Here is a 15,079-nt window from a genome sequence, read left to right as displayed (position 1 = left end):
GCCAGCCGGTTCGCTCAGAGCTGTCCGGCGAAATCGGCGGCGGACATGGGCGTCGAGAACATCGGGAAGTCGTACTTGAGCGCGTTGTCGTGCTCCTCCTGTGACGTCGCCGCGACACAGTCCTGGAGGGTGATGACCTGATACCCGTGCTCGTAACCGGTCCGCATGGTCGACTCGACGCAGCAGTTGGTCAGGAACCCGCCGATCGCGATCGTCGTGATGCCCTTGCTGCGCAGGATGAAGTCGAGATTGGTGCTGGCGAACGTGTCGAGCCCCCGCTTGCCCTCGACCACGATGTCCCCCGCCTGGGGCGCCAGCTCGTCGACGATCTGCGCGCCCCACTCGCCCTTCACGAACGCGTTGCCGTCCACGACACCCTTCAGAATCCCGTACGGGTGCGCCGTGATCTCGTTGTACCCGGCCGCGAACGTGATAGGCACGTGGATGATCGTCACCCCGGCCGCCCGCGCGGCGGCCACCGCCTTGCGGGTGTTCGCCATCATGTCGGTCTTCTCCATGACGCCCTGCACGGCGCCGTGGAACGCCCCACCTTCGGAGACGAAATCGTTCTGGTACTCGATGAGGACGATGGCGGTCTTGGTCGGATCGATGGGCATGGGGACCTCCACTCACGACGTCGTGACGCAGCTCACGCTACCGTGCTCCGATAGGCTCCAGCTTGTGGAACTCCTGCACTCGGGCAAGGTTCGTGACGTCTACGCCGACGGCGACGATCTGATCCTCGTCGCCACCGACCGCATCTCCGTCTACGACGTGGTCCTGCCGACCCCGATCCCCGACAAGGGCGCGGTCCTCACCCGCCTCTCCCTGTGGTGGTTCGACCAGCTGTCCGGCATCGTCCCCAACCACGTCATCTCCGCAACGGACGTCCCGGCCGAGTTCGCCGGCCGAGCCATCCGCTGCCGCCGCCTGAACATGCTCCCCGTCGAGTGCATCGCGCGCGGCTACCTGGTGGGCCACGGCCTCTCGGAGTACCGCAGCAGCGCCCAGGTAGCCGGCGTCCCGCTCCCACCGGGCCTGGTGGAGGGCTCCCGCCTCCCGGCCCCCATCTTCACGCCCACGACGAAGGCCCCGGTCGGCGAGCACGACGAGTTCATCACCCTTGACGACGTCCGCGCCGAGCTGGGCAAGGACCTGGCCGAAGAGCTCCAGGACCTGACGCTCCGGGTGTACTCCCAGGGCGCCGCCATAGCCGCCGAGCGCGGCATCATCGTGGCCGACACGAAGCTGGAGTTCGGCCGAACCGCCGACGGCACCCTCTTCCTGGCCGACGAGGTCCTGACCCCCGACTCCTCCCGCTTCTGGCCGGCCGCCGACTGGGAACCGGGCCGCCCCCAGTTCTCCTTCGACAAGCAGAGCGTCCGAGACTGGTCCCTGGAGCACGGCTGGAACAAAACCGCCCCCGGCCCCGAGATCCCCGAACCAGTGATAGCCCGAACCCGAGCCCGCTACATCGAAGTCTACGAACGCCTGACCGGCACAACCTGGTAACCGCACAACCCCACCGCCCCCACCCACTCCCCGCCCGCCCATCAGCCACCGCACCACGCCACTTCCGTCGCTCCGGCGCAGCGCGCAGACCCAGGGCCGGTCGGCAAGCGCTGAGGCGCGCCCAAGCGATGGGCGCCGGCCGGCGAGCCAGCGCCGAGCACGGGGTCAGCGGCGGACGGTCGGCAAGCGTCGAGCGCGGGCAAGCGATGGGCGGCGGCCGGTGGGCTAGCGTCGAGCGTGGGGGTCAGCGGCGGACGGTCGGCAAGCGTCGAGCGCGGGCAAGCGGTCAGCCGTGAGTGCGCTGGACTAACGGCGAGCGTTGGCGGCGGCGGCCGGCGAGCGTCGAGCGTGCGCAGGCGGTGGGCCGTGCGCGCGCTGGACTGGCGGCGAGCGTGGATCAGCGGTGAGCCGTGGGCGCTGGGCTAACGTCGAGCGGTGGGCCCTAAGCAGGTATTGCCAGACGCACACAGGGTCGCGCAAGGACCTGGCGCGACCCGAACAAGCCCTGCAAGGACCGCACAAAGCCACCGGCGCACCCCGCCGACGCAGGATCAGCGAGCGGCGTAACCCAAAACGAGCGGCGTAACCCAAAAAACGCGCTCGGCGCGCGGCGCAGTCGAAAACGCGCTCGGCGTGCGGCGTGCCCAAAGCCGCCGAGCCTCGCCCGCCATAGCAGGCACCCGCGCAAGGCGATTCGCGCCCACGGCAGGCCATCGGCGCGTTGATCGGCCGAACGAACCGAAGGCGACGCCGTCAACTCCGCCCGGACGCACGCAGGCGCCAATGGCTCGCGACGCCCGTACACAGCCCGGGCGGAGCACCCCGTGAACCACTGCGGCCGCGGTCCCAGAGGGCGGCGGCGCCAGAGGGAGGGGGCCGTAAGAGGGCGGCGACGTCAGGGGGCGCCGCGCGGCCGGCGATGCCGAAGGTGTGGCGTAGACGGGCGAGTGCGAGAAGGTGCGCGGCCGGCGGCGTGGCCAGGTGCCTCCGGAGAGCCCCTTCACAACGTCCATCTGAGCCCCTGCTCAACGTACCGGCCCGAGTTCGTCTCCCGTCCGAGTCCACGAGCCGATTCGCATACCGATCAGGTTCCGCGCGCTCATTCCAAACCCAATGCTAGCACATCTGTTCTAATCGACCTTGTCAAAATGGCGAAGCGTAGCGTAGATGTGACACTCGGTAGAGCGGCGTGGGCGAACGAAGACGACAAAAGAGAAGGGGCGAGCGATCAGCCCAGTGGAGGTTCGTCGCCCTTGGTGTGTTCGGCCAGGAAGCGCTCCAGTTCGGCGCCGATCTCGTCGGCCGTCGGGAGGGGGGCGGGGGAGTCGGCCAGCAGGTTGTTGTTGGCCGTGCGGCCGCGGGTGAACGCGTCGTACTGCTCCTCCAGCGCCCGCACCAGCGAGGCCGCCTCGTCGGCCTGGGCGATCTGGACGTCGATCTCCGCGCGGACCGAGTCGGCCGAGGCGTGCAGTTCGTCCATCGGCACCCGCAGGCCGGTGGCGTCGGCCAGGCAGGCCAGGAGCTTCTCCGCGGCTGCCGGGAACTCGGCCTGGGCCACGTAGTGGGGGACGTGCACGGCGAATCCGAAGGCGTCGCGTTGCTGCTGGCCGATGCGGTACTCCAGCAGGTTCCCGACACTGCCCGGCACCTGCACCCGCTGCAGCCACGGCTCGAACCCGGCGATCAGGTCCCGGTTGGTGCCGTGGGCGGTGACGCCTGTCGGGCGGGTGTGCGGCACGGCCATCGGGATCGCGGTCAGGCCGACGGTGGCGCGCACGTCGAAGCGCTCGATGAGCTCGAGCACGGCCGCCGTGAAGCGTTCCCACTGCAGGTCTGGTTCAGGGCCGTCGAGGAGCAGGAATTCGGTGCCGCTGGCGTCGCGCAGGGCCCGCAGCAGCAGCGTGGGCTGCTCGTAGTGCTCCCAGTGGTCCTCGACGAAGAGCATGGCGGGGCGGCGGCCGCGGTAGTCGTAGAGCTGGTCCAGGTCGAACGAGGCGACCGTGCGCGGCGAGCCGACGCTGAGCAGGTGCTCGCGGGCCAGGCGGGCGGCGTTGCCGGCGTCGACGAAGCCCGTCAGCGCGTGCACGAGCACCGGCCGCTCGCCGGCCTGGCCCAAGGGCGCCTGCTCAGCGTCGGTGAGCTCGTAAAGTTCGCTGGGGTTCAGCACCGCAACGGGTCCTTCCTACGTTTTTAGTCGTGCAACCCGGCTTTGCGTCCGATCATTCCATCCGCCGTCATCCAGGGATTGGTGAGGATCGCGTACGCGAGCTCGTCCACGGCCGGCGCCAGCTCGGTGAAGGACGGGCCGGCGCCGGTGTACGGGTCGCAGACCTGCAGCATCATCTCGTGGACGCCGCCGACGAGCGCGATCGCCAGCAGCGGTGAGAGGGCCGGGATGGCCGGGTCGGTGGCGCGGGCCCGCTCGATCACGTCGACGAGTGTGTCGGCGAAGCGCCGCTGCATCTGCTGGCGCAGCCGGAACGCCTTCGGGCCCGCGGCCTGGATCTCCACGAGCAGGGTGCGGGAGACGGCCGGCATGCTTTCCAGCGCGGTGAGGTACGCCGAGACTCCGCTGTTGATCATTTCTTTCCAGGGGCGCCCGCCGGGGCCGGCGGCGGTGCGCACGACCTCCAGCAGGTGCAGACACCCCTGCTCGTAGAGGGCCATGAGGCACGCCTCTTTGTCGGCGAAGTGCTCGTAGAACGTGCGCTTCGACACGCGGGCGTGCGTGACGATGTCGGCGATCGTCGTGGCCGCGTAGCCCTTCGCGGCGATCGCCTGCGCCAGCCCGCCCGTGAGGTCCTGCCGGAGTTCCTCCGGGGTCCTGGTGCTCGTCATGCGGTTGCCTTCACCTTCCGCGACACTGTCCTCGGGTGTTAGTTTGCCTGGTACTGGACGGTACCGTCGAAACGGAGGCGCGGCGGTGAAGCGCTCATTGTCGGGCCAGGTGGTCCTCGTCACCGGCGCCGCCCGCGGCATCGGCGAACATACCGCCCGGGAGGCGGCGGCGCGCGGTGCTCGGCTCGCCCTGGTGGGGCTGGAGCCGGAGCGGCTCAGCGCGGTCGCCGGTGAGCTCGGCGCTGTCTGGTTCCCGGCCGACGTCACCGACCAGGCCGGCCTGACGGCCGCTGTCGACCAGGTGAAGGAGGCCTACGGCCGCATCGACGCCGTCGTCGCCAACGCCGGTGTGGCCAGCCGCGGCACGATCGCCACCGGCGACGTCGAGGCCCTGGTCCGCACGGTCGAGGTCAACCTGGTCGGGGTGATGCGCACCGCCGCCGCCTGCCTGCCGCACCTGATCGAGACTCGGGGGTACCTGCTCATCGTCGCCTCCGCCGCCGCGTACGCCGCGCTGCCCGGCATGGCCCCGTACTGCGCCTCGAAGGCCGGCGTCGAGCATTTCGGCAATGCGGTCCGGCTGGAGGTCGCGCACCACGGCGTCGCCGTCGGCACCGCCCACCCGAGCTGGATCGACACCGACCTGGTCCGCGACGCCCAGGACGACCTGCCGTCGTTCCGGGAGACGCTGCGCCGCCTGCCGCCGCCGATGGGCTCGACCACGTCGGTGCAGCGCTGTGCGGCCGCGTTCGTGGATGCGCTGGAGCGCCGCCGCCGGAAGGTCTTCGTGCCCCGTAGCGTCGCGTTGATGTACTGGATGCGGACGTTCTTGAACAGCCGGCTCACCGAGAAGTTCCTGGAGTCGCAGGCCAGGCGGAGTGTGCCGCTGATGGAGGAGCAGGTCCGCGCGCTCGGGCGGGGGTTCGGGGCCAGCACCGCCGAGCCGCCGGCGCCCCGGCGGAAGGACAGGCCGGAGCCCGGCTTCATCGCCGATCGCTATCACCGATAATCGTGGGCATGCCGCGACCGCCGATCTGGGCGCGCCCGGAGCCCAGCGCCCGCGCGCCCCGCTTCAGCCGCGAGCGTATCGCCGCCGCGGCCCTGGAGATCGCCGACGCCGAGGGCATCGACGCGGTCTCGATGCGCAACGTGGCCGCGCGCCTGGGCGCCGGCACGATGACGCTGTACAACTATGTCGAGACCAAGGACGAGCTGTTCGCCCTGATGGACGACGCCCTCATGGCCGAGTCGGTGTTCGCCGACGGTGAGCTGCCGGCCGGCTGGCGCGAGGCGACCGCGGCCATCGCCCGCCGCACCTGGGTGGTCTTGGCCCGCCACCCGTGGGCGGTCACGCTGCGGCAGGGCCCGGCGATCGGCCCCAACGGCATGCTGCACTTCGAGCAGACCCTGGCCGCGCTGGCCGGCACCGGGCTCGACCACGCCGGGAAGATCGACGTGCTGACGATCGTGGACGCGTACGTCTTCGGCAGCGCGCTCAAGGCCGGGGAGATGCGGGCCGAGGCCGACCCGGAGCAGGTCAAGGCCGTCGTCGAATACGGGATGGAGCAGCTGGCCACCGGCCGCTTCCCGCACACGGCGGCGCTGCTCAACGGCGGCGCGCCCGGCTCGGCCGAGGCCGTGCAGCTGCCGAGCACGGCGGACGCGGTGACGGCCCAGTTCGAGCGCGGCCTGCAGGCGGTCCTGGACGGCGTGGCCCGGCTCGTCGAGGCCTGATGGATCAGCGCCATCGGCCGGCGCGATCAGCCGGCGGCATCAATCGAGGCGCGACTCGTGGACGAGGATCGCCACCTGCACCCGGTTCGAGCAGCTGAGCTTGGCCAGGATCCGGGACACGTACGTCTTCACGGTCGCCACGCTCATGTGCACCGCGGAGCTGATCTCCGCGTTCGAGCGGCCCTCCGCGACGGCGTCGGCGACATCCCGTTCCCGCGGTGTCAGGGCCGCGAGGGTACGCCGCGCCGCCTCGCCCCGATCATCCGCGGCGACGTGGGCGATGAGCTGCCGCACGACCGACGGCGACAGCGTCTGCTCACCGGCGGCCACCTTCCGGACCGCGTCGAGGATGGCCAGCGGCGGCGTGTCCTTGAGCAGGAACCCGTGCGCGCCCAGCCGGAGCGCCTTGAGCACGTGCTCGTCGGTGTCGAACGTCGTGAGCACGATGACCCGCACGTCGTCCGGCGCCAGCGCCTCCAGCGCGGCCAGCCCGTCCATCCGCGGCATCCGGATGTCCATGAGCACCACGTCCGGGCGCACGCTGCGCACGACGCGCACGGCCTGCGCCCCGTCCCCGGCCTCCCCGACGACCGCGACGCCGGTGTCCCCGCCGAGCACCATCCCCAGCCCCGCCCGCACCAGTGCGTCATCGTCGGCCACGACGACCCGGATCACCCCGGTGCCGGGCATCCCGCGATCGGGCACGGCGTCGTCGGTCACGGCAGCCACGCCTCCAGGGTGAAGCACGGCCGGTTGCCGTCGTCGCGCCGGACCCCGTGCTCGAACCGCCCACCGGCCAGCGCCACCCGCTCGGCGAGCCCCTCCAGCCCGGACCGGGTCCCGGGCAGGCTCGGCGCGACGGGCCGCGCGGGGAGCGGGTTGCTGATCCGGACGTGCAGCTCCTCCTTGTGCTCCAGCAGCACCGACACCGCGGTACCGGGGGCGTGTTTGCGGGCGTTCGTCAGCCCCTCCTGCACGAGCCGGAACGCGGTGCGGTCGGCCGCCGCCGGCAGCGTCGACGGATCGTCCACAAAATTCTGCAGGTGTACCGTCGCGCCGGCGTTGCGGGCCTCCTCCACGAGCTCCGCCAGGTCCACCAGCCCCTGCCGCGGCCGCAGGTCCTCCCGGTCGCTGGCCCGCAGGACACCCAGGATCTCCCGCAGCTCCTCCATCGCCTGGTGCGCGCTGGCCCGGATCGTCTTCCCGGCGTCGGCCACCTGCTCGCGGGACAGGTCCCGGCGGATCTCCAGCGCCCCCGCGTGCAGGCTGATGAGCGAGATCCGGTGGGCGAGCACGTCGTGCATCTCCCGCGCGATGCGCTCCCGCTCCAGCCCCCGCAGCAGCTCGGCCCGCTGCCGCGCCTCCGACTCGGCCCGCACCGCCCGCTCCCGCAGCGTGGCGATGAGCTCGCGCCGGGCCCGGATCGCCGTCCCCCAGGCGATGACGACGGCGAACAGCGCCAGCCCGACCGTGGCCGACCCGACGACCTGCAGGTCCGGGTCCGGGTACAGGATCGTGAACGGCATCACCACGACCACGTGCGCCGCCGCGAGCCAGAGCACGGTCCGCAGCGGCCGCCGGATCGCCAGCCCGAACAGCACGATGAGCACCACACCGCCGACCATGTCGGTGAGCGCCGCCGGCACGAGCATGGCCACCGCCACCCCGACCGGGTACCGCCGCCGCCACCACATCAGCACGATCGCCGGCACCGTCACGGCGAGCGAGAACAGCAGCCGCCCGTCGCCGAGCGTCCCCGCCTCCAGCCCCGCCGCGACCACCATCAGCGCCAGCGACACGGCGATGACGGTGGAGACGACGTCGACGGCCGCGTTGCGCGCGCTCACGACTTCACCAGCGGCCGCCAGTGCTGGGCCTTCCCGGCGTCCTTGACCGTGTACCCGAGCTTCTGCACCTCGTCGCGCAGCTCCTCGGCGTCACTGCCGCTCTTGGCCTCGAGCGCCTTGGCCCGGGCCGCGAGCACCGCGTTGACCGCCCCCGGCAGGTCCGGGAGGTCGGGCACCCACCGCCGGAACAGCTCCGCGTACGGGTCGCGCGGCACCCACGGATACCCCAGCTCCAGGAAGGCCCGCCGCACCCCGCCGCGGCCGGCGTTCTCCAGCCGGTCGCGGACCACCTGGCGCGACTCCCGGTCGAGCACCACCAGCAGCTTCCCGTCGACGAACACGGCGTCGACGTCCCGCCGCGCGATCTCGACCCGCCGGTCGCCCCGCACCACCAGCAGCCCGTCGGCGCGCACGGTGACCCGCAGCGCCTCGTGCACCGCGACGACCCCGGCGGCCGCGGCGAGCAGCACCCCGGCCGCGATGATCCCGGCCAGCCCCCACCCGCTGCCCAGGTGGCGCACCAGCCGCAGCGGCCCGCCGAACGGCACCCACGGCAGCTCCAGCAGCCACCGGGCCGCGAACGGCAGCCCCCACCCGACCAGGCCGCCGACAAGCGGAAACCCGGCCAGCAGCAGCACCCGGTCACCGCGGGACAGCCCAAGCGTGCGCTCACCCATGCCTCCACGCTAGGCACCCCGGCCCGGCCGGGACAGTCGCCGAAAGTCGTCAGGCGGCCGCGGCGTGGACCGCTTCGATCCGGGACGGGCGCCGCACGCCGCCGGCCGATATGACGCGGACCGTCCCGATCCGGGACTGCCGCCGAGAAGTCGTCAGGCGGGCGTGATGTGGACGGCCTCGATCCAGGACGGTGTGGCGGGCGGGTCGGCGCCGATGAGGCCGGCGATGATGCGGCAGCCGGTGGGCTCGTCCGGCCACGGGGTGATGCCGTCGGTCAGCACGACGATGATGTTCGGCGGGTGGGGGCCGCCGCGGGCCCGCTCGATGCCGACCCGCATGTCGGTCCCGCCGCCGCCGCTCAGCTGGACCTGGTCGGCCCGGGTCACCCTGGTCACGGCCTGCACGTCGGCGTCGCAGGCGAGGACCGTCACCCGGTTGCCGCGGATGCCCACCGCCCGCAGGACGCCCGTCACCTCGGCCAGGCACGCGGCAAGCTGCTCGTCGCCCATCGAGCCCGACGTGTCCACGACGATCGCCACCCGCGGCAGCGGCTGGCGCAGGCTCGGCAGGACGACCCCGCGCAGGGCCGCGCTGCGCCGCCCCGGCCGCGCATAGGTGTAGTCCATCGCCCCGCTGGCCCATACGACCGCCTGCCGCAGCGCCCCGGTCAGCCGCCGCCGCCAGTCGACCACCGGCTCGGCGACCGAGTCGGCCCACCGCCGCCACCCGCCCGGCACCGTCCCGAGCCCGCGCGCGTGGGCCCGGATCGCATCGGCCGTCTGCCGCCGGATCGCCCCCGCCTCGATCTCGCCGACCTCCGCAGCGCCGCCTGCGCCGAGCTCACCCGGCACCGCCGAGCCGTGCGCACCCGACCCGCACTCGACGTGGATGGTCCGCGAGTGCGGAATCCCCGCCAGGTACTCCTCGAACAGCCGCCCCTGCGGCAACCCGAACATCTTCGGCTCGACCCGGCCCGACGGCAGCGGCAGCCCGTCCTCGATCAGGTCGTCGTTGATCTCGCAGTCCTGGGCGAGGTTGAGCCGCAGATGGTCGTCGCGGTCGGCTTCCCGCAGCCGCTCCGCCCGCCCGCGATGGTCCCGCAGCAGGTGGGCCACCTCGTGCACCCACACCGCCGCCAGCTCCTCGACCGGGTGCTCGCGCACGAAGTCCGGACAGACGTAGAGCCGCCAGTGCCGGTCGACGCCCATCGTCGACAGGTGCCAGGACGGCACGACCGACAGCGCATAGAGGGCGGAGGCCAGGTACGGCCGCAGCTTCGCCGCCCGGTAACGCGCCGCGAGCAGCTTCGTGCGGTCCAGCACCTTCCCGGCCGCCTCCCGCCCCCGATCGTCGGCGGCGCGGCCGGCGGGTGCGGAAGCGGGCGCGGGCGTGGCGGGCGTGGGAGCCGGGTCGTCGTCCGGGGGAGGTGGTGGGGGAGCTGTCATCTCAGCGGCCCATGGCGCCGGAGAGGCGCAGGATGTCCACGAAGGCGTCGATCGTGGGCGGGACGGGCCAGGACTTGTCGCGCATCGCGGCCAGGTCCGTCGCGGCGCGGGCGGCGACGTCCGGCACGCCGGCGTCGACGGCCTTGGCCAGGACGGTCCACGCGGCCTCCCAGCGCGGGCGGCTCGGGTTCGACTGGACGGCCGAGACGACGGCGGTGAGGAAGGCGAGTTGACGGTCGCCGCGCTCCGGCAGTGCGAAGGCGCCGGGGTCGGCCAGGACGCGGTTGGGGTCGGGGAGGTCGAGCTCCTCCAGGTAGGTGATGAACTCCAGGCCGGCCCCGTCGCCGATCGCGCCCACCAGGGCCGTCGCCAGTGCCTCCCGGGTGGCGTCGCTGGCCAGGGCGAACGTGAGGAGCCGCAGCGCCATCTCCCAGGTGCGCGGCGAGGGCCAGGCGCCGCCGCGGGCCTCGGCGTCGGAGGGCATGTGGTGGCTCAGGCCGGGCCGGGCGGTCAGGAAGCCGGACAGGGTGCCGCGGGCGCGGGCCAGGGCCGACGCGGCCCGGCGCGGGTCGATGCGCGGGATGTCGGCGGTGGGCCAGGTGCCGGCCAGGCCGCGGGCGACGACCTCGGGGTCGTGGGTCCAGTGCAGGTGGACGAACCGGTTGGCCAGCGGCGGGCTGAGGTGCCAGCCGTCGGCCGCGCTGGCCGGCGGGTTGGCCGCGGCGACGACCCGGACGCCGGGCGGGAGCTCGAGGCTGCCGACGCGCCGCTCCAGGACGACCCGCAGCAGCGCGGCCTGGACGGCAGGTGGCGCCGAGGACAGCTCGTCGAAGAACACGAGCCCGATGCCGCTGCGGGTGAGGCGGACCGCCCAGTCCGGCGGCGCCATCGGCACGCCCTGGGTGGCGGGGTCGTCGCCGACGACGGGCAGCCCGGCGAAGTCGGAGGGCTCGTGGATGCTGGCGATGACCGTCTCCATCGGCACCGCGAGCCGGTCGGCCAGCTGCTGCAGCGCGGAGGACTTCCCGATGCCCGGCTCGCCCCACAGCAGCACCGGCAGGTTCGCCGACACGGCCAGCGCGAGCGCCTCGAGCTGAACGTTGTCGCGCCGCTCGACCCGGGTGGCGCGGGTCGCGGCGAGCAGCTCGTCCGCCGCGGCGAGCTGGTTCAAGGCCTCCGTCATGCCCGCGAGACTACTTCGGGGGTACGACAAAAAACGGCTCGTCCCGCAGCCGCTCGTGATCCTCCTGAATGGACTGCCCGAAGTGGTCGCGAGAGTGCGGGTTCGCGCCCGCGGCGAGCAGCGCCTGGATCAGCGCGGCGGACCCGTCGTCGTGCACGGCCGAGTGCAAGGGCGTGCGGCCCGTCGCGTCCCGGTCCTCCAGGTCCAGCCCCGAATCCAGCAGCCGCGCCAGGAGCGCGGGCCACCCGGGGCGCCAGTCGACGCACGGGAGCAGGTGCAGCAGAGAGCGGCCGTGGCGGTCCCGCACGTGCGGGTCGACGCCGGCGTCAAGCCGCGCCACGACGGCTGCGAGGTCGCCGTGGAGCAGGCGCAGCAGCAGGTCCCGCCGCTGCTCCTCGAGCCGCCGGGGCAGGCGCCCGGACCGGGAGGACCAGGCGACCTCGGCCGCGAAGCACCCGTGCAGCTCGCCGCCGAGGGCCCGCAGGGCGTGCTCGCGCCGGCGCTCCTCGTCGCCGTGCGGCATGCGCATCCGGCCGCCGTCCCAGTCGAGGCGGTGCCAGTCGCCGCCGCACCGCACCCGCACGGCCCGGTGCACCGCGGGTTGGTCGACCGCCGGTGCGGCGAACGGCCGTAGGAGCGGGCCGATCAACGGGTGGAGCGCGGTGGGGGCGAGCAGGCCGCGGCGGACCAGGTGCAGGTCGACCGGGCGGCGGAACGGCTCCAGCGACATCCGGGCACCGTCGTTGCGCTCGGCCGGCACCCACTCGGCCCGGGGCGGACCGCCGTTGACCGTGTGCAGGAGCAGGTCGCGGAACGTGGCCGAGATGGACGAGACAGCCCTGCCGCTCGCCCGGGCGGCCGCGACGACCGCCGCCGGGTCGATGTCGAGCCCGACGAAGGCCCGGCGCACGAAGCGCTCCTGCCACCCGTGCTGCGGGTCGAACACGATCTCCGGCACCTGCACCCCGGCCAGCGCCCACGCCTCGAAGTCCCGGCCGGCCTCCTGCAGAGCCAGGAACTCCAGGGTGCGCGGGGTGCAGGTGCGCTCCACGAGCCGGTCGGTCTCGCGGGCGTCCCACAGGTGGCGGGCCTCGCTCCAGTCGCGTTCGCCGTGGTAGCGGTCGTTCTTCGGGTGCGTGACCACCAGCCGCAGGCGCTGCGTGGAGTTGCCGACCCGCGGTGTGGCCACGCCGAGCAGCCGGTTGCCGTCCCGGGCCAGGATGATCAGGAGGCGCGGGTCGACGGTGGTCTCGCCGCGCGACGGCGTGCGCGGGAGGTGCCAGCGGACCAGGTCGGGTACCAGAAACGGCAGCTCGTCGCGGAACGGGCCGAAGTCCGCGTCGTCGTCGGGCACGATCCCGGCGGCGGCGCACGCGGCCCGCCAGTCACCGGCGAGCCGGGCCGCGGTGGCCTCCTCGATCATGGCCGGCGGCACGGCGTACTGCCGGACCCGCCGCCACACCGCCAGCTCGTTGCGCGTCATGAAGCCGCTCATCGATATACGCTCACGATCTCACCGGCCAGGGGCGGCTCGCCACCGGGTAACCGCTCGGCCAGCGCCCGCTTGATCCGCCGCGGCACGTCCGGCCCCAGCGTGAGCCGGCGCAGCGCGGTGCGGCCGGTCTCGACGGCGGCGAGCAGGCGCTTGGCCCCGCGGCCGCGCACACCGGTGTGGCGCAGGTCGAGGCGGCGCAGGGGGCTGTCCGGCAGGGCGTCGGCGAGCAGCCCGGCACCGGCGTCGCCGACCGCGTTGTCGACGGCCCCCAGGACCCGCAGCGACTGCGGCCGGCTCAGGTCCAGACTGTCCAGCTTGGACAGTTGCGCGGCGACCGGGGCGACGTCGGTCAGGCCGTTGCCGCCCAGGCCCAGGGTGGTGCCGCCGCGGGAGACCGCGCCGAGCACCTCCCGCGCACCGTCGTCGCCGAGCCGGTTGGCCGCCAGGAACAGGCCGCTCGGGCCGCCCTCGGCCAGGAGCCGGGCGAGCAGCGGGGCCGCGGACGGGCCGAGGCCGTTGCCGCCGAGGAAGACCCGGGCGACGGGCCGCTCCCGCGCGCACAGCGCATCGACGAGCAGCGCCAGCCCGGTCTCCGTGAGGCCGGTGTTGACCAGGTCGAGGGTGGTGATGGCGGTGTTGGTGCGCAGCATCGCGGCCAGCCGCGCCGCCCCGGCGTCGCCGAGCGGGTTGCGTTTGAGCCACAGCGCGGTCACGGTGTCGTCGGCCGCGAGCCGCTCGAACAGGGGCGCCGCGCCGTCCGCGTCGATCGCGTTGCAGCCCAGGTACAGCGTCTCGACGCCGTGCCCGGGCGCCAGCGACGCGGCCAGGGCGGCGGTGCCGGGCGCCCCGAGACCGTTGGTGCCCAGCAGCAGGTGGGTGGCGTGCCCGGTGCCCGCGACCCGGTCCAGCACCCGGCGCACCCCGTCCGCCCCGAGGCCCTGTTTGCACAGGTCGAGCCGCCCGTCGGGCTGCAGGGTGCCGAGCGGGAAGCGCTCGGTGGCGGCCACTGCGACGGGATCGGCGAGCCGATCGAGGAGCGGCTGCAGGAGCGCAGGGTCCGCCGGCGGTACCGCGGGAGCCGCCAGCACGGGACAGGAGATCTCGAGCTCTACCACTGCACCACCCGATAGTCCTTGAGGAAGACGCCGTGCACCCGATCCCCGTGCACGCCCCGCACGATCGGGTCGTAGACGCGCGCGGCCCCGTCGACCACGTCCAGCGGCACCCGGAAGCCCTTGCCGTGCAGCGCCTCCCGGGTCGCGTGCGGCCGCTCGTCGGTGACCCAGCCGGTGTCGACGCTCGTGACGTGGATGCCGTCGGCCGCGTAGTCGCCGGCGATCGTGCGGGTCAGCATGTTCAGGCCGGCCTTGGCCATGTTGGTGTGGGGGTGGTCGGCTGTCTTGTTGGCCCGGCTGAAGCTGCCTTCCATGGCCGAGACGTTCACGATGTACCGGTCCGGGAACGGCGACGCCCGGAGTGCCTCGCGCAGCCGCGCGGTCAGCAGGAACGGTACGAACGCGTTGATGACCTGCACCTCCAGCCACTCCCGCGGCGTGACCTGGTGCACCTTCAGCGTCCAGCTGTTGACCGGGCGCAGGTCGAGGGGCTCGCCTGTCTCGTCGAGGGCGCCGGGCGGGAAGAACAGGTCGGCGGGGGAGGCGGGCAGCTCGGGGCGCCCTTCGGCGGCGGCCAGCTCCCGGTAGTAGGAGGCGGGCCGCTGGATGGTCTGGGCCGCGTTGTTGACCAGGATGTCGAGGTGCCCGCCGGCCGCGACGGCGTCGGCCAGCCCGACGGCCCCGGCCGGGTCGAGGAAGTCGACACCGTGGATGCGCAGGCGGTGGCGCCACTGGCCGGCATCGGGGAGCGCGTCGTAGCGCCGGGCGGCGTCACCGGGAAACCGGGTGCTGACGACGACGTCGGCGCCGTCGCGCAGGAGCTTGAGCGCCGTCTCGAACCCGATCTTGATCCGCCCGCCGGTGACGAGCGCCCGCCGCCCGGTCAGGTCACAGCGCGCATGCCGCCTGACGGTGTTGTCGCCGGCGCAGGCGGCGCACATCCGGGGATAGCCGGCCGGTACCTCGCGATAGGGCGACTTGCACACGTAGCAGCGCCGGGCGCGGATCAGCGGTGTGTCGCCGGGACCGTCGAGCACCCGCCGGTCGTGCTCGCTCGCCGCCGCCCGCCGCTCGGCCTTGCGCACCTTCTTCCGGGCCTTGTACGCCCGGTCGACCGCGGCCACGACCCGCTCGTCGGCGTCGTCGATCGCGGCCAGCACGCGTAGGCAGGCCTCGACGTCGTTGGGGTCCGGCGGCACGGCAGTATGGTAACCGCGCCGCGAGCCGCGACC

At 73.5% G+C, this 15,079-nt stretch carries 14 protein-coding genes; 3 read left to right on the top strand and 11 right to left on the bottom strand.

The window, feature by feature from the left end; all coding sequences use genetic code 11:
- Positions 1–14: 14 nt before the first annotated feature.
- Entirely contained in the window at positions 15–617 is a 603-nt protein-coding gene (locus tag Dvina_RS43275) for a cysteine hydrolase family protein (protein WP_246655698.1), read from the bottom strand.
- Between the two features lie 64 nt (positions 618–681).
- Between Dvina_RS43275 and Dvina_RS43270 the strand changes: the two genes are divergently transcribed.
- Complete coding sequence (locus Dvina_RS43270; protein WP_223096531.1) at positions 682–1,512, top strand: phosphoribosylaminoimidazolesuccinocarboxamide synthase; 831 nt, start codon at positions 682–684, stop codon at positions 1,510–1,512.
- Positions 1,513–2,740: 1,228 nt separating this feature from the next.
- Here the strand turns inward: Dvina_RS43270 and Dvina_RS43265 are convergent.
- Both Dvina_RS43265 and Dvina_RS43260 read right to left on the bottom strand, forming a co-directional pair.
- Entirely contained in the window at positions 2,741–3,679 is a 939-nt protein-coding gene (locus Dvina_RS43265; protein ID WP_223096529.1) for a proteasome assembly chaperone family protein, read from the bottom strand.
- 23 nt (positions 3,680–3,702) lie between these two features.
- Complete coding sequence (locus Dvina_RS43260) at positions 3,703–4,350, bottom strand: TetR/AcrR family transcriptional regulator (protein WP_223096527.1); 648 nt, start codon at positions 4,348–4,350, stop codon at positions 3,703–3,705.
- An 85-nt stretch (positions 4,351–4,435) separates the two neighbouring features.
- Between Dvina_RS43260 and Dvina_RS43255 the strand changes: the two genes are divergently transcribed.
- On the top strand, positions 4,436–5,359 hold the full coding sequence (locus tag Dvina_RS43255; RefSeq protein ID WP_246655697.1) for an SDR family oxidoreductase: 924 nt from the start codon (positions 4,436–4,438) through the stop codon (positions 5,357–5,359).
- Between the two features lie 8 nt (positions 5,360–5,367).
- Positions 5,368–6,084 carry a TetR/AcrR family transcriptional regulator gene (locus tag Dvina_RS43250; protein WP_223096524.1) on the top strand — a complete coding sequence of 239 codons (717 nt, stop codon included), beginning with the start codon at positions 5,368–5,370 and terminating at the stop codon, positions 6,082–6,084.
- A 39-nt stretch (positions 6,085–6,123) separates the two neighbouring features.
- Here Dvina_RS43250 and Dvina_RS43245 read toward each other — a convergent pair whose 3' ends face one another.
- The 8 genes from Dvina_RS43245 to Dvina_RS43210 form a co-directional block, all read right to left on the bottom strand.
- The gene (locus tag Dvina_RS43245; protein WP_223106033.1) at positions 6,124–6,774 is read right to left on the bottom strand and encodes a response regulator; all 651 of its coding nucleotides are present in this window, start codon (positions 6,772–6,774) and stop codon (positions 6,124–6,126) included.
- A gap of 26 nt (positions 6,775–6,800) precedes the next feature.
- Positions 6,801–7,931 (bottom strand): sensor histidine kinase, encoded by a 1,131-nt coding sequence (locus Dvina_RS43240; RefSeq protein ID WP_246655696.1) that lies wholly within the window; start codon positions 7,929–7,931, stop codon positions 6,801–6,803.
- Positions 7,928–8,608 (bottom strand): YqeB family protein, encoded by a 681-nt coding sequence (locus tag Dvina_RS43235; RefSeq protein ID WP_223096522.1) that lies wholly within the window; start codon positions 8,606–8,608, stop codon positions 7,928–7,930. Before Dvina_RS43235 ends, Dvina_RS43240 begins: the two co-directional genes overlap by 4 nt.
- Before the next feature lie 153 nt (positions 8,609–8,761).
- Positions 8,762–10,054 carry a vWA domain-containing protein gene (locus Dvina_RS43230; RefSeq protein ID WP_223096520.1) on the bottom strand — a complete coding sequence of 431 codons (1,293 nt, stop codon included), beginning with the start codon at positions 10,052–10,054 and terminating at the stop codon, positions 8,762–8,764.
- A 1-nt stretch (position 10,055) separates the two neighbouring features.
- The gene (locus Dvina_RS43225) at positions 10,056–11,237 is read right to left on the bottom strand and encodes an AAA family ATPase (RefSeq protein WP_223096518.1); all 1,182 of its coding nucleotides are present in this window, start codon (positions 11,235–11,237) and stop codon (positions 10,056–10,058) included.
- 10 nt (positions 11,238–11,247) lie between these two features.
- Entirely contained in the window at positions 11,248–12,732 is a 1,485-nt protein-coding gene (locus Dvina_RS43220; protein WP_223096516.1) for an ankyrin repeat domain-containing protein, read from the bottom strand.
- Positions 12,729–13,847: a leucine-rich repeat domain-containing protein gene (locus Dvina_RS43215; RefSeq protein ID WP_223096514.1), complete on the bottom strand. Its 1,119-nt coding sequence runs from the start codon at positions 13,845–13,847 to the stop codon at positions 12,729–12,731. Before Dvina_RS43215 ends, Dvina_RS43220 begins: the two co-directional genes overlap by 4 nt.
- Positions 13,841–15,046, bottom strand: coding sequence for an SDR family NAD(P)-dependent oxidoreductase (locus tag Dvina_RS43210; RefSeq protein WP_223096512.1), 1,206 nt, complete (start codon positions 15,044–15,046; stop codon positions 13,841–13,843). Before Dvina_RS43210 ends, Dvina_RS43215 begins: the two co-directional genes overlap by 7 nt.
- Positions 15,047–15,079 lie beyond the last annotated feature (33 nt).

The sequence above is a fragment of the Dactylosporangium vinaceum genome (assembly GCF_019904175.1).
Taxonomy (GTDB): Bacteria; Actinomycetota; Actinomycetes; order Mycobacteriales; family Micromonosporaceae; genus Dactylosporangium; species Dactylosporangium vinaceum.
This window is presented reverse-complemented; position numbering and strand designations above follow the sequence as displayed.